The 21,082-nt window shown below is 67.8% G+C and carries 18 protein-coding genes; 3 read left to right on the top strand and 15 right to left on the bottom strand.

The annotated features are described in order from the left end of the window. Positions 1 to 22: 22 nt before the first annotated feature. The 11 genes from B2J86_RS06420 to B2J86_RS06370 all read right to left on the bottom strand — a co-directional run bounded on the left by B2J86_RS06420 (position 23) and on the right by B2J86_RS06370 (position 14,078). Positions 23 to 1,318, bottom strand: a complete 1,296-nt coding sequence (locus tag B2J86_RS06420; protein ID WP_173025003.1) for a dihydroorotase — start codon at positions 1,316 to 1,318, stop codon at positions 23 to 25. A gap of 199 nt (positions 1,319 to 1,517) precedes the next feature. Continuing rightward, the gene (locus tag B2J86_RS06415) at positions 1,518 to 2,480 is read right to left on the bottom strand and encodes an aspartate carbamoyltransferase catalytic subunit (RefSeq protein WP_169168641.1); all 963 of its coding nucleotides are present in this window, start codon (positions 2,478 to 2,480) and stop codon (positions 1,518 to 1,520) included. A gap of 3 nt (positions 2,481 to 2,483) precedes the next feature. After that, a complete protein-coding gene (gene pyrR / locus B2J86_RS06410; protein ID WP_173025002.1) occupies positions 2,484 to 3,005 on the bottom strand; it encodes a bifunctional pyr operon transcriptional regulator/uracil phosphoribosyltransferase PyrR in 522 nt (173 codons plus the stop codon). Further along, entirely contained in the window at positions 3,002 to 3,421 is a 420-nt protein-coding gene (gene ruvX, locus B2J86_RS06405) for a Holliday junction resolvase RuvX (protein WP_173025001.1), read from the bottom strand. Before ruvX ends, pyrR begins: the two co-directional genes overlap by 4 nt. Further along, complete coding sequence (locus tag B2J86_RS06400; RefSeq protein WP_169168644.1) at positions 3,418 to 4,017, bottom strand: YqgE/AlgH family protein; 600 nt, start codon at positions 4,015 to 4,017, stop codon at positions 3,418 to 3,420. The genes ruvX and B2J86_RS06400 overlap by 4 nt, the downstream gene beginning before the upstream one ends. A gap of 88 nt (positions 4,018 to 4,105) precedes the next feature. Then, positions 4,106 to 10,189, bottom strand: coding sequence for an Hpt domain-containing protein (locus tag B2J86_RS06395; RefSeq protein WP_173025000.1), 6,084 nt, complete (start codon positions 10,187 to 10,189; stop codon positions 4,106 to 4,108). A gap of 44 nt (positions 10,190 to 10,233) precedes the next feature. Continuing rightward, the gene (locus B2J86_RS06390; protein ID WP_173024999.1) at positions 10,234 to 12,525 is read right to left on the bottom strand and encodes a methyl-accepting chemotaxis protein; all 2,292 of its coding nucleotides are present in this window, start codon (positions 12,523 to 12,525) and stop codon (positions 10,234 to 10,236) included. Between the two features lie 21 nt (positions 12,526 to 12,546). Further along, positions 12,547 to 13,074, bottom strand: a complete 528-nt coding sequence (locus B2J86_RS06385; protein WP_169168647.1) for a chemotaxis protein CheW — start codon at positions 13,072 to 13,074, stop codon at positions 12,547 to 12,549. Positions 13,075 to 13,090: 16 nt separating this feature from the next. Beyond that, the gene (locus B2J86_RS06380) at positions 13,091 to 13,456 is read right to left on the bottom strand and encodes a PleD family two-component system response regulator (RefSeq protein ID WP_169168648.1); all 366 of its coding nucleotides are present in this window, start codon (positions 13,454 to 13,456) and stop codon (positions 13,091 to 13,093) included. Further along, the gene (locus tag B2J86_RS06375) at positions 13,456 to 13,854 is read right to left on the bottom strand and encodes a PleD family two-component system response regulator (protein ID WP_169168649.1); all 399 of its coding nucleotides are present in this window, start codon (positions 13,852 to 13,854) and stop codon (positions 13,456 to 13,458) included. The genes B2J86_RS06380 and B2J86_RS06375 overlap by 1 nt, the downstream gene beginning before the upstream one ends. Positions 13,855 to 13,904: 50 nt before the next feature. Next, a complete protein-coding gene (locus B2J86_RS06370; RefSeq protein WP_169168650.1) occupies positions 13,905 to 14,078 on the bottom strand; it encodes a rubredoxin in 174 nt (57 codons plus the stop codon). 94 nt (positions 14,079 to 14,172) lie between these two features. Here B2J86_RS06370 and B2J86_RS06365 point away from each other — a divergent pair, with 94 nt between their 5' ends. The 3 genes from B2J86_RS06365 (at position 14,173) to B2J86_RS06355 (ending at position 17,385) form a co-directional block, all read left to right on the top strand. Continuing rightward, positions 14,173 to 15,126, top strand: coding sequence for a bifunctional hydroxymethylpyrimidine kinase/phosphomethylpyrimidine kinase (locus B2J86_RS06365; RefSeq protein ID WP_173024998.1), 954 nt, complete (start codon positions 14,173 to 14,175; stop codon positions 15,124 to 15,126). Continuing rightward, positions 15,110 to 16,420 (top strand): glutamate-1-semialdehyde 2,1-aminomutase, encoded by a 1,311-nt coding sequence (gene hemL, locus B2J86_RS06360; protein WP_173024997.1) that lies wholly within the window; start codon positions 15,110 to 15,112, stop codon positions 16,418 to 16,420. Before B2J86_RS06365 ends, hemL begins: the two co-directional genes overlap by 17 nt. A gap of 95 nt (positions 16,421 to 16,515) precedes the next feature. After that, on the top strand, positions 16,516 to 17,385 hold the full coding sequence (locus tag B2J86_RS06355; protein ID WP_169168653.1) for an acyltransferase: 870 nt from the start codon (positions 16,516 to 16,518) through the stop codon (positions 17,383 to 17,385). Between the two features lie 152 nt (positions 17,386 to 17,537). On the opposite strand, the gene purH is transcribed toward B2J86_RS06355, so the two are convergent. The 4 genes from purH to B2J86_RS06335 all read right to left on the bottom strand — a co-directional run. Then, a complete protein-coding gene (purH, locus tag B2J86_RS06350; RefSeq protein WP_173024996.1) occupies positions 17,538 to 19,136 on the bottom strand; it encodes a bifunctional phosphoribosylaminoimidazolecarboxamide formyltransferase/IMP cyclohydrolase in 1,599 nt (532 codons plus the stop codon). 96 nt (positions 19,137 to 19,232) lie between these two features. After that, complete coding sequence (locus B2J86_RS06345) at positions 19,233 to 19,466, bottom strand: Fis family transcriptional regulator (protein WP_169168655.1); 234 nt, start codon at positions 19,464 to 19,466, stop codon at positions 19,233 to 19,235. Continuing rightward, positions 19,463 to 20,509, bottom strand: coding sequence for a tRNA dihydrouridine synthase DusB (gene dusB / locus B2J86_RS06340; protein ID WP_169168656.1), 1,047 nt, complete (start codon positions 20,507 to 20,509; stop codon positions 19,463 to 19,465). The genes B2J86_RS06345 and dusB overlap by 4 nt, the downstream gene beginning before the upstream one ends. Positions 20,510 to 20,641: 132 nt before the next feature. Beyond that, on the bottom strand, positions 20,642 to 21,082 hold a 441-nt coding region (locus B2J86_RS06335), incomplete at its 5' end, for a M15 family metallopeptidase (protein WP_305792577.1).

Genomic DNA, 21,082 nt, shown 5'->3' with positions numbered 1-21,082 from the left:
GGCGCCGAGTGCGCCGCGGCGCTCAGCCGCGCTCAAACGCCACCCGGCCCGCCACCAGCGTATGGCGCACGCGGCCGGGCAGCTCGTAGCCGGTGAACGGCGTGTGCTTGCCCTGGCTGCGCAGCGCCGCGTCCTGCACCGTCCAGGCCGCGCGCGGGTCGACGATGCAGACGTCGCCCACGCCGCCTTCGACCAGCCGGCCGACGCTGGCCTGCAGCGTGCCCAAAGCGCTGCCCAGCACCTGCGCCGGCGCGCTCGTCACCACCGCCAGCGCGCGCGCCAGCGGCACGCCGCTGTCCTGCGACCACTTGAGCGCCAACGAGAGCAGCAGCTCGAGCCCGGTCGCGCCGGGCTCGGCCTCGGCAAACGGCAGGGTCTTGGCGTCTTCGTCGACCGGCGTGTGGTCGGACACCAGCGCGTCCACGGTGCCGTCGAGCAGCGCCGCGCGCAGCGCGTCGCGGTCGCGCTGCTGGCGCAGCGGCGGCGACAGGCGTGCGCGGCTGTCGAAGAAGCCGATGTCGTTCTCGGTCAGGTGCAGCGTGTTGATGCTGATGTCGCAGGTCACCTGCAGGCCGTCGGCCTTGGCGCGGCGCACCAGCTCGACGCCGGCGGCGCTGCTGAGGCGGCACAGGTGCACGCGCGCGCCGGTGGTCTTGAGCAGCTCGAAAATGGTGTGCAGCGCAATCGTTTCGGCCGCGACGGGCACGCCCGATAGGCCCAGGCGCGTGGCCAGCGCGCCGCTGGCGGCCACGCCACGGCCCAGGTGCAGCTCCTGCGGGCGCAGCCACACGGTGTAGCCAAAGGTGGCGGCGTACTGCAGCGCGCGCTGCAGCACCTGGGTGCTCGAGAGCGGCACCTCGGCCTGGCCAAAGCCGACGCAGCCCGACTCGGTCAGTTCGGCCATCTCGGTCAGCACCTCGCCGGCCAGGCCGCGCGTGAGCGCGCCGAGCGGGAACAGGCGCGCCTGGTGCAGCTTCTCGGCGCGGAACTTGAGCATCTCGACCAGGCCGGGCTCGTCGAGCACCGGGTCGGTGTCGGGCGGGCAGACCAGGCTGGTCACGCCGCCGGCCACGGCGGCCGCCATCTCGGACTCGAGCATGCCCTCATGTTCGTGGCCGGGCTCGCGCAGGCGCGCGGCCAGGTCGACCAAGCCGGGCAGCACGAGGCAGCCCGTGGCGTCGATGGTGCGGTAAGGCGCAAAGTCGGGCGCCACGCGGCCGATGGCGACGATGCGGCCCGCGGCCAGTGCGATGTCGCAGGTCTGGTCGAAGCCGCTGGCCGGGTCGATCACACGGCCGTTCTGGATCAGTATCTTCATGGTTTGGTGCCAAATGGGCCTCTAGCGCTTATGCAGCAAGCGCAAGCAGCTATGAAAACAGAGTAAATCCATCGCTTGCAGCCATGCCAGACGCGGTCTGCGCCGCAGCAGACACCAGGCCAGCGCCACCGTGGAACCGGCTTTGCCGGGCCACCGGTGGCGTCCCCCCTTGGGGGAAGGCGCGAAGCGACGCACGGGGTCACGCTTCGTTCCCGGCGACGATGGACATCACGGCCATGCGCACCGCGATGCCGAAGGTGACCTGCGGCAGGATCACGCTCTGCGGGCCGTCGACCACGGCGGAGTCGATCTCGACGCCGCGGTTGATCGGGCCGGGGTGCATGACGATGGCGTCGGGCTTGGCCAGCTGCAGGCGCTCGGGCGTGAGGCCGAAGCTCTTGAAATACTCCTGGCTCGACGGCAGCAGCGCGCCGCTCATGCGCTCGTTCTGCAGGCGCAGCGTGATGACGACGTCGGCGTCGCGGATGCCTTCCTCGAGCGTGTGGCAGACGCGCACGCCCATTTGCGCCATGTCGGACGGCACCAGCGTGCGCGGGCCGACCACGCGCACTTCGGCGCAGCCCAGCGTCGTCAGGCCGTGGATGTCCGAGCGCGCCACGCGCGAGTGCAGCACGTCGCCGACGATGGCCACCGTGAGGTTGCTGAAGTCCTTCTTGTAGTGGCGGATGGTGTACATGTCCAGCAGCCCCTGCGTGGGGTGGGCATGGCGGCCGTCGCCGGCGTTGATCACGTGCACATGTGGCGCGACGTGCTGGGCGATCAGGTAGGGCGCGCCCGACTCGCTGTGGCGCACCACGAACAGGTCGGCCGCCATCGCCGAGAGGTTGGCGATGGTGTCGAGCAGCGACTCGCCCTTGCTCGCCGAACTGCGCGCGATGTCGAGGTTGAGCACGTCGGCCGACAGCCGCTTGGCCGCGATCTCGAACGTGGTGCGCGTGCGCGTGCTGTTCTCGAAGAACAGGTTGAACACGCTCTTGCCGCGCAGGAGCGGCACCTTCTTGACCTCGCGGTCGTTGACGCTGACGAAGTTCGCGGCGGTGTCGAGGATGTGCGTGACGATGTCGCGCGGCAGGCCCTCGATGGACAGCAGGTGGATCAGCTCGCCGTGGCGGTTGAGTTGGGGGTTGCGCTGGTGCAGCACGGCTCAGGCCTCTTGGACTTGGAAATGGAAGGCGCCGGCGTCGGTGCGCGCCAGCGCCAGCGACTGGCTCGCGGGCAGGGCCACGCGCGCCGCGGCGAAATCGGCCTGCACGGGCAGCTCGCGCCCGCCGCGGTCCACCAGCACGGCCAGGCGCACGCGCGCCGGGCGGCCGTAGTCGTAGAGCTCGTTGAGCACGGCGCGCACCGTGCGGCCGGTGTAGAGCACATCGTCGAGCACCAGAATGTCGGCGCCGTTCACGTCGAACGGCAGGCTGGTCTGGGCGCTCGCGGCCAGGCCGCGCTGGGCAAAGTCGTCGCGGTGCATGGCCGAGGACAGCACGCCGGCGGCACCTTCGAGCCCCAGGTCTTTTTGCAGGCGCTCGGCCAGCCAGGCGCCGCCCGAGGCAATGCCGGCCAGCCGCGTCTCGCCGGCGCGCAGGCTGCGCACGCCGCGCAGCAGCTCTCCGTACAGGGCCTCGGCGTCCAGCACCAGGCTGCCGCCGCGGGCAGAGGGTTCTGCGGTCATGAAAGATTCCTCAAAAACTGTTCCAGGATGATGCAGGCCGAGGCCGCGTCGGCGTCGCGCGCGCCGCCCGCCAGGGCTTCGGTGGTGCTGTAGCGCTCGTCGACCTCGAACACCGGCAGGCCAAAGCGCCCGCGCAGCTGGCGGCCGAACTTGAGCGCACGCACCGTGTTCTCGTGGCTCGCGCCATCGGGGTGAAAGGGCACGCCGATGACCAGCGCGTCGGGCTGCCACTCGGCAATGCGCTCGGCCACCTGGACAAAGCGCGCATCGCCCTCGGCGCGGATCGTGGCCTGCGGGCTGGCCGTGCCCAGCATGCGGTTGCCCACCGCCACGCCCGTGCGCTTCTGGCCGAAATCAAAGGCGAGAAAGGTCTGGAATTGCGCTGGGACCGCCGCGGGCGACGCCGCGGCGCTCATGCGTGCCCCGCGCCGGGCGACAGGCGCCAGGCCTGCAGGCCCAGCAGGCTCAGGGCGCTGTCGTAGCGCTGGGCCACCGGGGTGTCAAAAATCACGGCCAGGTCGGCCGCCACGGTCAGCCAGCTGTTTTCGGCCAGCTCCGATTCGAGTTGGCCCTCGCCCCACGCGGCGTAACCCAGCGTGACCAGCACGCGGCGCGGACCGGCGCCCGTGGACAGGGCTTCGAGCACGTCCTTGGACGTGGTCATGTCCAGCCCGCCGGGGATGTGCATCGTGGAGGCATAGGCGGATTCCTCGTCCGTCTGGGCCTCGCCGCGCATCGGGTCGTGCAGCACGAAGCCGCGCTCGGTCTGCACCGGGCCGCCGAGGAACACCGGCGCCTCCAACAGGTCGCTGCGCCCCAGAGTCAGGTCGACCTTGTCGAACAGGTTTTTGAGGTTGATGTCGGTGGGCTTGTTGATGATCAGGCCCAGCGCGCCGCGGTCGCTGTGCTCGCACAGGTACACCACGCTGCGCGCGAAGGAGGAGTCCTCCAGGCCCGGCATGGCGATCAGGAAGTGGTGCGTCAGGTTCATGGACGCGCTATTGGCTGGCATGGGCCAATTTTAGCGGCGAACCCGCCGCCCCTCCGGGAAGGCGCCAGCACCCGCAACCTGCACGCACCGCGCGGCGTGCAGGCCCGAATCAGGCCTCTGCCTGGGCGATCGCCAGTCGGGCGTAGTGCTGCACGAGGCTCAGCAGCTCTTCGTCCGAATACGGCTTGCCCAGGTAGTGGTTGACGCCCAGCTCCAGGGCATGCTCGCGGTGCTTCTGGGCAATGCGCGAGGTGATCATGATGATGGGCAGGTCGCGTGTCGCCTCGTCCGCACGGATGTTGCGCGCCAGGTCGAAGCCGTCCATGCGCGGCATTTCGATGTCCGAGAGCACCACGGCGGGGCGCTCTGCCTGCAGGCGCTCGAGGGCCTGCAGGCCATCGGCCGCCAGCGCCACGCGGTAGCCTTCGCGCTGCAGCAGGCGCTGGGTGACGCGCCGCACGGTGATGGAGTCGTCCACCACCAGCACCAGAGGCACCTGGCCCGCTGCAGGCAGCGCGGGCAACACAGGCGGTTTGTCGGCCGGCATGTCGGTGACTGCAAGCTCTGCCCTTTCGGGGGCCACGCTGCCCGCGGCGCGCACCTGCTCGCCATAGACGGTGGAGAGCGCCACCGGGTTGTAGATCAGGACCACGGCCCCGGACGCCAGCACCGACATGCCTGCCAGGCCCGGTAAACGCGACAACTGGGGCCCCAGGTTCTTCACCACCACTTCCTGGTTGCCCAGCACTTCGTCGATGTGCAGGGCCATGCGCTGCGAGGCACTGCGAAACACCACCACCGGACGGGTCTTGCCCCCCGGTTCGCTGCTGCGCTGCGAGGCCTGCAGCAACGCGCCGGCCCAGTAGAACGGCAAGCGTTCGCCGGCCACCTCGAAAAAGCCCGTGCGGTAGGCCGCGTCGAGCTCGGGCCCCGCCACGCGGCGCACGATTTCCACGACGTTGGCCGGCACGCCCACCGTCAGGTGGTCGGCGCGCAGCATCACGACCTGGGTCACTGCGGTGGTCAGGGGCAGCACCATGCGGAACGCGGCACCCTGCCCTTTTTGCGTGCGGGTCTCGATGCGGCCGCCCAAGGCGTTGATTTCCGAACGCACCACGTCCATGCCAATGCCGCGGCCCGAAAGCCCGGTCACCTCGGCGGCCGTGGTGAAGCCGGGCATGAAGATCAGGCTGGCCGCCTCCGCGTCGCCCACGGCATCGCCCGGCACGATCAGCCCCTGTGCGAGCGCCTTCGCGCGGATACGCTCCAGGTCCAGTCCTGCGCCGTCGTCGCGGAATTCCACGGACACGTCGTTGCCCTCGTGGCGCAAATCGACTGTGATGGTCCCGACCGCGCTCTTGCCGGCCGCCAGCCGCTGTTCGGGCGACTCCAGGCCATGGGCGACACAGTTGCGCAGCAGGTGTTCGAAGGCGGGCGTCATGCGGTCGAGCACGCCGCGGTCCATTTCAATCGAACCGCCCGTGATGTCCAGCTTCACTTGCTTGCCCGCTTCCTTGGACGACTGGCGCACCACGGCATACAGGCGCTCCGAGATGGCCTCGAACTCGACCATGCGCGTGCGCAAAAGATCGCGCTGCAGCTCGCGCGCCTGGCGGCCCTGCGCAACCAGCTCGTCCTCCGTCCCTTCGAGGGCGCGCTGGAGGTTGCGCTGCACCGTGGCCACGTCGTTCACCGACTCGGCCATCATGCGCGTGAGCTCTTGCACGCGCGTGAAACGGTCGAACTCCAGGGGGTCGAAACCGGCAGCGGAATCCTTGGACAGGGCCAGCCGGGACTGCATCTGCGATTCGGACTGCACTTCGATATCGCGCAGTTGCTGGCGCAGGCGGTCGAGGTTGCCCGACAGGTCCGCCATGGAACCCTTGAGCTGGCCCAGGCGCGCTTCCAGCCGCGAGCGCGAGATCATGACCTCACCCGCCTGGTTGACCAGGCGGTCGAGCAGCTGCGCGCGCACGCGCACCGACTGGTGGGCTGCGGCGCGCGAGGGCGCCAGCGCCAGCGGCCCTTGAGGGCGTGCCAGTACCCGGGCTGCCTCGGGCGCTGGCGACGGCTCACCCGCTGCCGCTGTCGGTGCGATCGCTGCCTCGGCGTCGGCAGACGCCTGGGCGCTGATCGCGCGCAGTGCGTCAAAGCTGGCCTGCAGGCCGTCGAAGCTGCCCAGCAGGGGCTCGATCTGCTCGGCGCGCACGGTGTCCGCGCCGAGCTGCTCAATGGCCGATTCGAGGCGGTGCGACATTTCGCCCAGGCGCATGGCCCCGGCCAGGCGCGAGCTGCCCTTGAGGGTGTGCAGGGCGCGCAGCACTTCGCTGCGTGCACCCTGGTGGTCGGGCCGGGCCGTCCACTGGCGCAAGGCCATGCCCAGATGGGGCAGCAGTTCGGTCGCTTCTTCCTCGAAAATGGGGAACAGGTCGGGGTCAATGAGGTCGACCGCATCCATGTCGTCGTCAATGTCGGTGCCCAAAGACACCGCACGGGCAAGCGCTTGATCGCCTTGCTGCCCCGGCTCGGCGCTCGGCGCAGGGGGAACGATCGACAGGGGCGGAGCGACATGGCCGGTCTGCACGACGGGCGCCGGGGCCTGGGCCTCCGCAGGCACGATTGGGCCATCGTCCCGCCCGTCCAGCCAGGCAGTGAGCTCCGCTTCCGATGCGCTCGAGCTGTCGTCCAGGGGCGGCGACAGCGTATGCGCCACCTCGGTGGCGAGAATCTGGCGCAAATCATGCAGGACCTGTGCCTGGGTTTCCTTGAGGAAGCCGGCCGCAAACTGGTGCAGCAAGCGGCGGATTTCGTCGGCCGCTGCCGTGAACACCGCCGCATGCTCAGGCAGGCCCTGGGGCTGCAGTTGCACATGGGCCAACGCATGCTCAAGCAGCCGCGCGGTATCCGACAGCGCCGTGAAACCGACGGTGGCCGAGCTGCCGGCCATCGAATGCGCCAACGCCACGGCCACATCGGGCAAGGGTCGGTCCAGTTCCAGCGACCACTCTTGCAGCGCTGTCACCAAGCGGCGCGACCATTCGTCGGCCTCGTTCAGGTAGACGTTGTACAGCGGTATGCCGATGCGCAGCGAACCAATGACCTTCACTGCCTCATCGCTGGCTTCTTGCACCAGGCGCTCGGCACCGTCGCCCACGACATGCAGGAACGGGCGCTGCGCTGCGTGTGCGACGGAGCTGTCGTTGGCGGCCAGGCCGTCGGGCGAAGGCTCCAACCCGAATTCCACATCCGACAGGGGGTCGAAGCCTTGCGGCGGCGCCTCGGGAGACGCGAGCGCTTCCAGCTCTGCTGGTTCGTCGGTCTGCGCGGTGGTCGGTGCGGCAGCGTGCTCGTCGTCTGCCCACGGCACCATGTTCGGAGAGAAATCGACATCAGACACTGGGGGCTGCGCCGTGTCCTCCAAGGCTGCGGAGAACGCGGCAAAGTCGATCTCCTGCGCCTCGGCAGGCCGCATGGACAGTTCAGATGCCGTCTCGGCCTCTTCCACGGACACGGGAAGCGGCGGGAACTCCAGCGCCAGCACCATCTCGTCATCGGCGGGTCCGTCGAACGCGTCCATGCCGGCAACGTCTTCGGGTTCAGTCTGGGAGAAATCCATGGCGCGGGAGGGCGCTTCGGCAAAAGGCGGTGCGGCAGGTTCGGCAGCGCCAGCACTCCACTCTGGCACCTCTAGCGCAAATGCCACAAGTCCATCGCCCACCTCGTCGCCGGGCAACATCAGGGGCAACTCCGCGCCCTCCAGCCGCAGACCATCGGCCGCATGGCCGAACGGCGCCGCCTGCCAGGCACCGGCATCGCCGGCCGCGATGTCATCGGCCCACCGGCTGAAGCCGTGCAGTGCACGCGCTGCCAGGTCCAGCAGAGGCGGCTGCATGGGCTTTTGCTCGGCCAGCCAGGCGTTGAGCAACTGCTCGAGCGACCACGCTGCTTCGCCGAACTCCTGCAGCCCGACCATGCGCGAGCTGCCCTTGAGCGTGTGGAAGGCGCGGCGCAAACTCGTCTGCTCGGAGAGTTGAGCGGGCTCTTGCCGCAGGGCCTCGATGGCGGCAAAACCGGTTGCCACCACCTCGCGCACCTCTTCCAGGAAGACCTCCTGCAGATCGTCCTCCGTGTCTGGCACGGTGTTGGACACTGCAGCCGCGCCGAGCACCGGGGCGGAGTCAACGCCCTGGCCGTGCTGTGGGTCCTCCTGCACAAGCACTGCGAGCGGTTCGGGCTCGGCCAGCGCACCCGCGTCCATGCCGGACTCCGTCGGGGCATCGGACGGCAAGATCCAGTCAAAGTCCACGGCTTCCGGGGTAACCGGCGGGGCCGGCACCGGTGGCGCAACCTCTGGCAAGGGGACAGGCACGCGCTCTGGCAACGGCTGCGGTGCAATGCCGCTGCCCTCGGTCGCATGCAAACGGGTGCGGCCCATGAGGGCGCGCAATTCGCCCAGCTCTTCGTCATAGACGAACAGCTTGCGCGCCAGCGCGCGCTGGTAGCTGAGCATGTCGATCAGAAAGCCCAGGGCGCCCAGGCTGTTGCCCAGCTTTTCAAACGTCTGGCTGCGCTGTGCCTCCTCGCTGGGCTCGTTGATGAGCAGACGCTCCACGGTGTCGCGCATGCGCACCACCGCCAGCGAGGCCTGGTCCAGCCCCAGCACCGAGAGCACGCCGCGCATCTGAGCCATATGGCCCGGAACGACCGTCAAAGGGGCGGCATCCTGGGGATTGCGAAAGAACTGGTCCATCGCCCTTTCGGCCTCGCCCAGCGTCGCACGCAGCTCATCGACCACACTGCCCATGGTCTGGTGGTCGCTGACACGGCGGTACAGCTCTTCCATCCACAGTTCCAGCGGCTCGGGCTCGGCACCGCCGCATACGCTGTCCAGGCGCTCCGCCAGCCGCTGCGCCCGGTCCGCCATCTGCTCGTCGGATGTATCGAGGTCTTCCAGCACGGCCTGCAGGTACAGCACCGCGGTGGCGACCTCCATGGCCAACGCCGCCGGCGGCGGTTCGCCAGACTGCGTGCTCAGGCCCACCGCCTGGGTCAAAGCCTGCGCCAGGCTTTCGCTGTTGCGATCGAGCTTGCGCAGCGAGTCGCACACCAGGCTGAATTGATCGACCGCCGGCTTGAGCTTGTTGCGATCGCCGCCGGCCAAGGCGGACCAGGTCTCGGCGGCCGCAGCGATACGCTTGCGGGCCTGTGCCAACACGGCCGGATCGAACCGGCCGAAACGCCGGGCTTCGTAGTCCACCGGAGCAAATCGATCCAGCGCAAAAGCCGCGCGCACGGCGCCGAGTGCCGGCGCCTGGTCTGGCGCTGTGGGGCGCGCCTGGGCGCAGAAAAACAGCAGGTCCTGCACCAACCGATCAGAGATGTCCGGGTCGCCCTTGGCCAGCGTGGCGTACTGCATCAGGATGCGCGATGCCACGCGCTTAACGTATACATCGGGCGCCAAGAGGCCCAGACTGAAGGCCTCGAAAAAACCGGCGCCGATCTTCCAGAAGGCGCGCGCCTGCGGTTCGTTCTGCCCCGCGACAAAGCCCAGGCATGCATCGCGCAGGTCGCGTGCCGCATCGAAATCGCCTTCTTTCACCATGCGCAGAACCGCCTGGTCCAGGCGCGCGCGAGCCTGCACCCCGTACGCCACGGGAGCGGCCGAGGCATCGCTCTGCGGCTCACGGAAACGGCGCTCGGCAGGCCACAGGTCGGCCGGGTGCACGCGGTCCGCGCCGGCCAGCGCCTGCACATCGCGGTACTGGGGAAACAGGGTCACCGCGGAGACGAATTTGCCGGCCAGCACGCTTTCGAGGTACTCGCTGAGCGCGAAACTGGCGCGTTCAAGGGCCCCTGCTGCGTCGTCGGTGCACATTTCGGGGCGTTGCACAAAGCGCTGCACCGCTGTTTCCATGGCCCGCAGCACCAAGGCCGGAGACGCCATGCCTACCATTTCGAGCGCCCCGCAGGCCTGGTGCAGCTGCTGGCGCGCGATGCGCAGGGCAGACGCATCCAGCGCGGCGAGGTCCGAGCCCCGTGCCAGCTCGGCATCGTGCACGAAACGGCGCAGGGCCTTGACGGCACCATCAAGCGATTTGCGCAATTCGTCCAGGACCCACGCGAGCGGCCCGAGGTCCTGCTCGTCCTGGGCCCCCTCGGTCAGGGCGGCGTTTACAGCATCAATGGAGGACATGGATTCATTCCCGACGGCACAGAGCCCATTCGTTGTTCACTGCGTCAGGCAATCTTGAACCGCGCCACCGACTGCAGCAGCTCCTCGGCCATGTGCGAGAGTTCACGCACCTGCTGGGCGGTGGTGCGCGTGCCCTCGCCGGTCTGCTCGGTCACGGCAAAAATGTGCTGGATGTTGTCGGCCACCTCGTTGGCCAGCGTGGCCTCGCGTGAAGTGGACGAAGAAATCTGCTCGATCAGATCTGCCAGTCGGCGCGACACGCGGTCAATCTCGGACAGCGCCGTGCCGGCACTGTCGGACAGGCGGGCCCCCTCCACCACGCCCTGTGTGGAGCGCTCCATGGCGGCCACGGCATCCTGGGTGTCGGTCTGAATGGCTTTCACGAGCGCAGAGATCTGGCGCGTGGCGTCGGCCGAGCGCTCGGCCAGCCGCTGCACTTCTTCGGCCACCACCGAGAAGCCCCGCCCAGCCTCGCCCGCCGATGCGGCCTGGATGGCGGCGTTCAGCGCAAGCACGTTGGTCTGCTCGGTAATGTCCGAGATCAGCTCGGTGATTTCACCAATCTCCTGCGACGACTCGCCGAGCCGCTTGATGCGCTTGGAGGTGTCCTGGATCTGGTCGCGGATGGAGTTCATGCCGCCGATGGCGTTCTGCACCGCCTGCAGACCCGAGTCGGCCGCCTGCAGTGACTGGCGCGCCACCGTGGCGGACTCTTGCGCCTGCGCAGACACCTCGTTGATGCGCGATGCCATGTCGAGCACCGAGCGGCCGGTCTCCCGAATCTCGCGCAGTTGCTCGGTGGACGCAGCCAGCAGTTCGGTCGACGTGCTGTCCACCTGAGCCGTGGTCTGCGCCACCCGCGTGACGGTGGTTTGCACGCTGCCCACGAGCTGGCGCAGCTCTTCCACCGTGTAGTTGACCGAGTCGGCAATGGCACCCGTGATGTCTTCGGTCACGGTCGCCTCCTGCGTCAGGTCGCCCTCGGCCACGGACTGCAACTCGTTCATGAGCCGCAAAATGGCAGCCTGGTTGGCATCGTTGACGCGCTTGGCTTCCTGCTCCTGGCGCTGCGCATCCCGGTGCTGCAACTCTGCCGATTGCTGGCGGCCGCGGCTGTCGAGCAGCTGCACGCGCGAAATGCCGATACCGCACAGCAGAACGAACAGGCCGGCCAGCGTCAGGGCCGCAAACTGCCCGGCACCCATGCCGGTCTGGGCCGAGAGCTTGTTTTGCAGGCCTTCGAGCTGGCGGCGCAGCGGTTCGCTGTCGGCCACGATGGCAGACTGCGCTTCGCGCGCGGACACCAAGCCCTGCAGATTGCCCAGGATGGCGCTGGCTTGGGTGCGCGTATCCTCGTAGAGCTTCACCAGCGCGTCGAGTTGCTCGCGCGTCTGCGCATCCCTGGTCGGCGCCAGTCGCAGTTCGGCGCTGCCGTCGAGCAGGCCCTGGGCGATTTCCTTGAACGAGTTCAGGTCCTTGCCCAGCAGGAACACGGCCTCGGGGCTCACGCCTTCGGTGGTCTGGAACTCGTTGGCCGACTTGCCAATGCGCTGCGTCAGCATCACCAGTTGGCCGGAAGCCGAAATCTCGGATGCCGGCGCGTTCTGCTGCAGCTTGAGCGAAGACACGGTCTCGGCGATCTCCAGCAGGTCGGACGACTGCCGGTTGATGGTGCGCAGGGCGTCGCCGACCTGCATCAGGATTTTCTGCTGCCCCATGACCACGCTGGCATTGCGCTCTGCGCGCTCCATCAAGGGTTTGATGGACTCCAGGTCCGATTGGAAGGACTCACCCAGGGCCTGAACCCCGAGCTCGGCATCGCCACCTTTGAGCGCACGCACGTTGCGCGCGAGCACCCCCGAGCTTTCCACCACGTCGGGGAACGCCTGGGGACTGCCCACCAAGGCCTGCGACACCGATTTGGCCAGCCGCTGCGACTGCATCAGGGACTGCCCGGTCGCCGCCAACTGCTGCGCTGAGCGGTCCGCCTGCCGCAGCACCCACCCGGCAATTAGGGCCAACAGCACCACGCCAACGGCCAGCAGGATCAGCAAGTGCCGCTGGTGCGCGCTCGCGCTGGCCTGGCCCAGCAGCGGCAGGGAAAGGAGGTCGCTGTCCCCGTCCGTCACCGCGCCGCCGGACGCACCACCGACGGCCCCCGGGTCACCTTGGACGCTGTGGAGCGCATCCCCCTGGTAGGTGCTGCGCAGCTGCGCCGTGTCCAGCGGCGCATCGCTCAGCAGAGCCTGGTCCATGGCCGAGGCCGTGCCCATGCCAGAGTCCGAGTTCTGCGGCACGCGGTTGAACAGTTTTCCAAATTGTTTGACGACAGACATGGTGCGGCCTTAATAAAGAACTCAAGCGCTGATGCTCAAAAACTCGGGATGTTGAGAGAGAACCTGCAAATTCAGCTCCTGCCAGCGGACACCGCTGGAGTCGAGGTAGGCAGTGCCAAAAAATGCGGGCGCGCCTTCGCCCGGAGGCTCGGACGAGACAAAGGCCTCGGTGCCGCGCAAGCCGGCGAGCCGATCGACCAGCAAGGCGGCGTTGACCTCCAGCGCCGCATTGAAAGCCAGCAGGCTGGCTTCGGCCAAGCCCTGTTCAGAGCGCACCGGCGCAGCACCCAGCAGCCGGGCCAGGTCGACCACCCCGGCCAAGCCGCCACGCAGGTTGGCGACGCCCAAAAACCACTCCTGGGTGTAAGGGACCGGCTGCACCGCAGACCAGGGAAAGATTTCACCCGCATGGCCCAGCGGCAGCAGGTAGAACTGCCCGGCCGACTCGACGGCCAGCCAGGAAGATACTGTCAGGCCCTCAGTTCTGGCGGCCTGCAGGCGATCGGCAAGGCGTATCTGGAGCGCTCGGAGGGCTTCGCGGTTGGCCATGGCAGGGGCGGGCTGCTCAGCTCAGTGCGTCGATTTTGGCCTGCAGCTCGGCCGCATCCACCGGCTTGGTGATGTAGCCCCGCGCGCCCTGGCGCATGCCCCAAACCCGGTCGGTCTCCTGGTTTTTGCTGGTGCACATGATGATGGGCACATCGGCGTACAAAGGGTCCCGCGTGATGGAGCGGGTGAGCTGAAACCCGTTTTGCCCGGGCATTACCACGTCCATGAGAATCAGGTCGGGCTTTTCTTCTGCCAACCGCTTGAATGCCTCTTCTGCATTTTCAGCGGTGCGCACCTGCATGCCTTTCTTTTGCAGCAAGTCGGTCAAAAACATCAACTCGGTTTTCGAGTCGTCAACGACCAGAACTTTCTGAATGGGCATTACATGGCTCCTTGATTTCGATTACCAAATTGCTGCACAGCCTGCAGCAACTGGTCTTTGGTAAATGGTTTGGTGAGATATTCCTGGCAGCCCACCATGCGTCCGCGTGCCTTATCGAAAACGCCGTCCTTGGACGAAAGCATGACCACCGGGATATCGGCAAAACGCGCATTGCGTTTGATGATGGCGCAGGTCTGGTAGCCATCGAGCTTGGGCATGAGGATGTCGCAAAAGATCAGGTGCGGCTGGTAGTCGTTGACCTTGGCCAAAGCGTCAAATCCGTCGTCGGCCAATAACACCTCGTGGCCGCCCTGCTTGAGAAAAATTTCTGCACTGCGGCGAATGGTATTGCTGTCGTCTACCACGAGAACCTTGAAACATGCACCAGTAGTAGTCAATTATCTGCACTCCGGATGGAAAATAAACAACGCAGGCGAATGCCTGCGCTTCAAATCTCAATCATCTCGAAGTCTTCCTTGCGGGCGCCGCATTCAGGGCAGGTCCAGTTCATGGGCACCTGCTCCCATGGGGTGTTGGGTGCGATGCCGTGCTCGGGAGAACCCGCAGCCTCGTCATAAATCCAACCGCAAATCAAACACATCCAAGTTTTAGAGTCTGTCACAGCTTAAAGGGCCTTCACGTAGAATGCAACGATTGTATCTAGTCATCACTGTCGGCTGCCGTTTCCGCGCCACCCCCAACCCCGGAACTGGTCCATGACACACAGCCCTTCCACCCCCACGAGCGACGCACCGGAAGAGGCGCCCGAAGGCGCCAGCCCGGCCTGCGTGATGGTGTTCAATGCCAGCGACCCGAGCGGCGCCGGCGGCCTGACGGCAGACATTGCCACCATCGCTTCGGTCGGCGGCCACCCGGTCGCCGTGGTGACAGGCGCCTATGTGCGCGACACCAGCGAGATCTTCGACCACTACAGCTTCGACGACGAGGCCTTGACCGACCAGGCGCGCGCCGCGCTGGAAGACCTGCCGGTCCAGGCGATCAAGGTCGGCTTCGTCGGCAGCCCGGAAAACATCAGCGCCATTGCCGAGCTCACCGCCGACTACGCCGACCTGCCGGTGATCAGCTACATGCCCAACCTGTCGTGGTGGCAGGACAGCCTGATCGACCAGTACCTGGACGCCTTTCGCGAACTGATGCTGCCGCAGACCACGGTGTTGGTTGGAAACCACAGTACGCTCTGGCGCTGGCTGCTGCCGGAATGGGGGCGCGAGCACAGCCCGACCGCGCGCGACCTGGCGGCCGCCGCGGCCGAGATGGGCACCCCCTACACGCTGGTGACCGGCATACCGCTGCCCGAGCAGTTCGTCGACAACGTGCTCGCCTCGCCCGAGACCGTGCTCGGCAACGGACGCTTCGAACTTTTCGATGCCACTTTCACCGGCGCCGGCGATACCCTGTCGGCGGCCCTGACCGCGCTGGTCGCGTGCGGCAGCGACCTGGGTGAAGCCTGCAGCGAAGCGCTCGGCTACCTCGACCGCTGCCTCGACAATGGCTTTCGGCCCGGCATGGGCCACATCGTGCCCGACCGCCTGTTCTGGGCCGAGCCCGACGACGACGCCGAAGGCGCCGACGACGCAGCGCCCGGCCAGGACATTGACCTGCCGTCCGTGGACGGCTTTGTACTCCCTCCCCATGACACCAAGCACTGACCGCAACCTCGCCCTCTTCCAACGCGCCCAGGCGCTCATCCCCGGCGGCGTGAACTCGCCCGTGCGCGCCTTCAAGGCCGTCGGCGGCACGCCGCGCTTCATCGAGCGCGCGCAGGGCGCCTACATGTGGGACGCCAACGGCCAGCGCTACATCGACTACATCGGCTCCTGGGGCCCGATGATCCTGGGCCACGGCCACCCGGCCGTGCTCGAAGCGGTGCAAAAGGCCGCGCTCGAAGGCTTCTCGTTCGGCGCGCCGACCGAGCGCGAGGTCGAGCTGGCCGAAGCCATCGTCGCCCTCGTGCCCTCGATCGAGATGGTGCGCCTGGTCAGCTCGGGCACCGAGGCCGGCATGAGCGCGATCCGCCTGGCGCGCGGCGCCACCGGGCGCAAGAAGATCCTCAAGTTCGAGGGCTGCTACCACGGCCACGCCGACGCGCTGCTCGTCAAGGCCGGCTCGGGCCTGGCCACGTTCGGCAACGCCACCAGCGCCGGCGTGCCGGCCGAGGTGGTGCAGGACACGCTGGTGCTCGAATACAACAACGTCGCGCAGCTCGAAGAAGCCTTTGCGCTGTACGGCGCCGACCTCGCCTGCGTGATGATCGAGCCGATCGCCGGCAACATGAACTTCGTGCGCGCCAGCGTGCCCTTCGTGAAGCGCTGCCGCGAGCTGTGCACGCAGCACGGCGCGCTGTTCGTGTTCGACGAGGTCATGAACGGCTTCCGCGTGGCGCTCGGCGGCGCGCAAAGCGTCTATGCGCGCGACATTCCCGGCTTCGAGCCCGACATCACGGTCATGGGCAAGGTCATCGGCGGCGGCATGCCGCTGGCGGCCTTCGGCGGCAAGCGCGCCGTCATGGAGCAGCTGGCGCCGCTCGGCGCGGTCTACCAGGCCGGCACGCTGTCGGGCAACCCGGTCGCCACGGCCTGCGGGCTGGCGACGCTGCGCGAGATCAGCAAACCAGGTTTCTTCGAGGCTTTGTCGGCGTCCACTCATAGCCTGGTCGAGGGCCTCGTGGCCGCTGCGGCGTATGAAGGCGTGCCGTTCAGTGCCGACTGCGAGGGCGGCATGTTCGGCTTCTTCCTGCTGCCGACGCTGCCGCAGAACTACGCCACCGTGATGCAGAGCGACGGCGCGCGCTTCAACCGGCTGTTCCACGGCCTGCTCGAGCGCGGCATCTACATCGCCCCGGCGCTCTACGAAGCCGGCTTCGTGAGCGCCGCGCACACGCCGGCCGACATTGCCGAGACCGTGGCCATCGCCCAGGACGTGTTCAAGTCGCTCGCAAAATAAGAGCTGCCCCCGCTTGCTGCGCAAGCGCTGGAGGCCAAAACTGCTCCAAACCCCGTCGGCCCGCGCCGGCGGCCTTTTTTTCGCCCTGCCCGCCCATGCTTGCTGCACTGAAGTTCTGTTTTGCCACCCTGGTCCTGGTGCTCAACACCCTGGCCCTGTGCGCCCTGATGGTGCCGTTCGCGCTGGCCAAGCTGCTGCTGCCGTTCACGCCCGTGCGCCGCCTCACCGACCGCGTGCTCAACAAGATCCCCGAGGGCTGGATCGCCATCAACAGCTTCTGGCTGAGCGCCGTCAACCGCGGCCGCTGGCAGGTCTCGGGCCTCGAAGGCCTGCGCCGCGATGGCTGGTACTTGGTGACCTGCAACCACCAAAGCTGGGTCGACATCGTGGTGATCCAGCGCGTATTGAACCAGCGCATCCCCATGCTCAAGTTCTTCCTCAAGCGGGAGTTGATCTATGTGCCCGTGCTCGGCCTGGCCTGGTGGGCGCTCGACTTTCCGTTCATGCGCCGCGGCAGCGGCGGCGGCAGCGCGCGCAAGGACCTGCGCGACGCGCGCCAGGCCTGCGAGAAATTCCGCCTGCTGCCGACCTCGGTGATGAGCTTTGCCGAAGGCACGCGCTTCACCGCCGCCAAGCATGCGCAGCAGGCATCGCCCTACCGGCATCTGCTCCAGCCCAAGGCCGGCGGCATGGCCATGGCGCTGGGCACCATGGGCGAGCTGTTCGACGGCCTGGTCGACGTGACCATCGTCTACCCCGGCAAGGTGCCAACCTTCCTCGACGCGCTGTGCGGACGCCTGGGCGATGTGGAAGTGCTCGTGCGCCAGCAGCCGATTCCCGCCGAGCTGCTCAAAGCCAATGCCAAACAGCGCGCGCTTCTGCAGGCCTGGCTCGACGGCATCTGGCAGGACAAGGACCGGGCCATTGACCGGCTGCTCGCGCAGCACTCCACAACTCCTGAATAGATAGCTGCCTGCGAAGGCCTGTCTTGTGTTTTAGGCACTTTTTACCTCAAACCCCATACGGATTCCGCGCTGGCACCCTGCCCTGCAGCGCAACAAAAAAGCGGCCCCTGGCCGCTTTTTGTTGTGCGGGGCGAAGGCCCCTTCTCCGTATCTCAATGGCGGAAGTGGCGCACGCCGGTGGTGACCATGGCCACGCCGCGCTCGTTGGCGGCGTCGATCACCTCCTGGTCGCGCATCGAGCCGCCGGGCTGGATCACGCAGGTCGCGCCCGCGTCCACCACCACATCGAGGCCGTCGCGGAACGGGAAGAAGGCATCGCTCGCCACCGCCGTGCCCTGCAGCGACAGCTGGGCGTGCTCGGCCTTGATGCTGGCGATGCGCGCCGAGTCGAGGCGGCTCATCTGGCCCGCGCCCACGCCCATGGTCATGCCGTCCTTGCAGAAGACGATGGCGTTGCTCTTGACGTACTGGGCCACCTTCCAGGCGAACAGCAGGTCCTGCAGCTGCGCGGGCGTGGGCTGCACGGTGGTGACGACTTTCAGGTCGGCCAATTGCAGCACGTGGTTGTCGGCCGTCTGCAGCAGCAGGCCCGAGCCCACGCGCTTGGCGTCCATGGCGTTGCGGCCCTGGTCCCAGGCGCTGGCACCGCCGGCCGGCAAGGCGATCTTCATCAGGCGCACGTTGGCCTTGGCCTTGAAGATGTCGAGGGCCTCGGGCGTGAAGTCGGGCGCCATCAGCACTTCGACGAACTGCTTGGACACGGCCTCGGCCGCGGCCCGGTCGACCGAGCGGTTGAACGCGATGATGCCGCCGAAGGCGCTGGTCGGGTCGGTCTGGAAGGCCTTGGCATAGGCCTGGTGCGCATCCTGTCCGACGGCCACGCCGCAGGGGTTGGCGTGCTTGACGATCACGCAGGCGGGCTCGTCAAAGCTCTTGACGCACTCCCAGGCTGCGTCGGCGTCGGCGATGTTGTTGTACGACAGTTCCTTGCCCTGCAACTGCACGCCCGTGACCAGAGAGCCCGGGGCCGGGTAGAGGTCGCGGTACAGCGCGGCCTGCTGGTGCGCGTTCTCGCCGTAGCGCAGGTCCTGCACCTTGGTGAACATGCCGTTGCTCTGGCCAGGGAACAGGCTGCGCCGGGGCACGTAGGTCTCGGCGAGCTTCTCGGACTCGAAGGTGACGGACGAGAGGTAGTCGCTGATCGCGCCGTCGTACTGGGCGATGCGGTTGAACGCGGCCACCGACAGCGCAAAGCGCAGCTGGTCGGACAGCTTGCCGGTGGCCTGCAGCTCGGCCAGCACGTCGGCGTACTGCGAGGCGTCGGTCAGCACGCCCACGTCCTTCCAGTTCTTGGCGGCGCTGCGCACCATGGCGGGGCCGCCGATGTCGATGTTCTCGATCGCGTCGGCCAGCGTGCAGCCGGCCTTGGCCACCGTGGCTTCGAACGGGTAGAGGTTGACCACCAGCAGGTCGATGGGGGCGATGCCGTGCTCTTGCAGCGCCGCCATGTGCGCGGGCAGGTCGCGGCGCGCCAGCAGGCCGCCGTGCACCATGGGGTGCAGCGTCTTGACGCGGCCGTCGAGCATCTCGGGGAAGCGCGTGACCTCGGCCACCTCGGTGACGGGCAGACCGGCGTCGGCCAGCAGCTTGGCGGTGCCGCCGGTGGACAGCAGTTGCACGCCCAGCGCATGCAGCTGCTGGGCGAACGCGACGATGCCGGTTTTGTCGGAGACGGAAAGAAGTGCTTTCATGGGGTTTGCCAGAGTTTGAAATTGGAATGAAATCGGGCTCCAGCACTTATGGGGAAAGCGCTGGCAGCTATAAATAAGTGAGTCTGAAGCCTGGCGTCAGAGCAGCTTGTGCTCGACCAGCTTCTTGCGCAGCGTGTTGCGGTTGAGCCCGAGCCACTGGGCGGCGCGCGACTGGTTGTTGTCGGCGTGGCCCATCACCACTTCGAGCAGCGGTTTTTCGACCAGCCGCACCAGCATGTCGTACATGCCATCGGGCGCCTCGCCGTCCAGGTCGCGAAAGTAGCCTTGCAAGCTCTCGCGCACGCATTCTTCTATGTGTTGTTTGCTCATGCTGCCAATCCCTCGGGTTCTTCATCGATGGCCGCGTGGGCGCTGGCGGCGGGCAGGCGCTCCATCCGGTCGCCCAGGGCGTCCAGATAGGCGGCCACCGCATGCCACTGCGTGTCGCAGTCCTCGATGGTGTTGATGTGTTGTCTGAAGGCTTCGCCGCCCGGCAGTGCGCGCACGTACCAGGCAATGTGCTTGCGCGCCGTGCGCACGCCGGTGAAGGCGCCGTACAGGCTGTAGTGGTCCTGCAGGTGCTCGAGCAGCAGCGCGCGCACCTCGGCCACGCGCGGCGGCGCCAGATGCTCGCCCGTGGCGAGGAAATGGCCGATCTCGCGGAAGATCCATGGCCGCCCCTGGGCGGCGCGGCCCACCATGAGGGCGTCGGCGCCCGTGGCGGCCAGCACGTCGCGCGCCTTCTCGGGGCTGGTGATGTCGCCATTGGCCACCACCGGAATGGCGACCTGCGCCTTGACGGCGGCGATGGTGTCGTACTCGGCCTGGCCTTTGTAGCCCTGCTCGCGCGTGCGGCCATGCACCGTGAGCATCTGGATGCCCACGCCCTCGAACTGGCGCGCCAGCGCGACGGCGTTCTTGTGCTGCTGGCACCAGCCGGTGCGCATCTTCAGCGTGACGGGCACGCCGTGCGGCGCGCAGGCCTCGACCACGGCGGCGGCGATCTCGACCGCCAGGGCCTCGTTCTGCATCAGCGCCGAGCCGGCCCATTTGTTGCAGACCTTCTTGGCCGGGCAGCCCATGTTGATGTCGATGATCTGCGCACCGCGCGCCACGTTGTAGGCAGCGGCCTCGGCCATCATCTGCGCATCGGTGCCGGCGATCTGCACGGCGATCGGCCCCGGCTCCCCCTCGTGGTTGGCCCGGCGCGAGGTCTTGAGGCTGTTCCACAGGTCCTTGCGCGAGGTCACCATTTCGCTGACCGCATAGCCCGCGCCCAAGGCCCGGCACAGCTGGCGGAACGGGCGGTCCGTCACGCCGGCCATGGGGGCGGCGAACAGCGCGTTCGCCAGGGGAATCGGGCCGATCTGCATGGATGAAAAGGAGTCGGGTGGATTGCTGAAAAAAGAGGCGGCAATTGTACCTGCACAAATTTTAGGCAGCCACAGCACCCCGCAAAAAGGGCCGCGCCCGGGCAAGGCCAGGTCCGCGCTCTGGGACGCGCGCTAAGACGCGCGGTGCAGCGTGTAGTGCCACCACGCCTGGGGCAGGTTGCGAAAGCCGTGGCGCTGCAGCAGGGCGCGCAGCCAGCGCCGGTTGTGCTGCACGTCGGGCGCGAGCGCGGGGTGGTCGGTGTGCGCGGGTGCGCCGAGCCTGCCGAACGGCGTGCCCATGTCCACCTCCTCGCCCTCGGCCAGCGGACCGCGCACGGCGGCGCTGGCGCGCTGGGCGCGCACCACGACGAGCGTCAGGTCGACCGCGGTGCCCGGGGCGGTGTCGCTGCGCTCGGGCAGCGCGTTCGGGAACCCGTCGCACCCCAAGACCTTGAGCGAGAGCCCCTGCGCGCGCAGCTCTTCCTGGGCCGACTGCAGGGCGCGCGCGGCCGGCTCGGTCAGCAGGCACGCCGGCGCTGCGGGGGCGGCGGCCACGGGGCCGCCGGCCGGGTT

The sequence above is a fragment of the Acidovorax sp. SRB_14 genome, from assembly GCF_012932145.1.
GTDB lineage: Bacteria > Pseudomonadota > Gammaproteobacteria > Burkholderiales > Burkholderiaceae_C > Simplicispira.
Note: the sequence above shows the minus strand (reverse complement) of the source record. Positions and strands in the feature narration are given on the sequence as shown.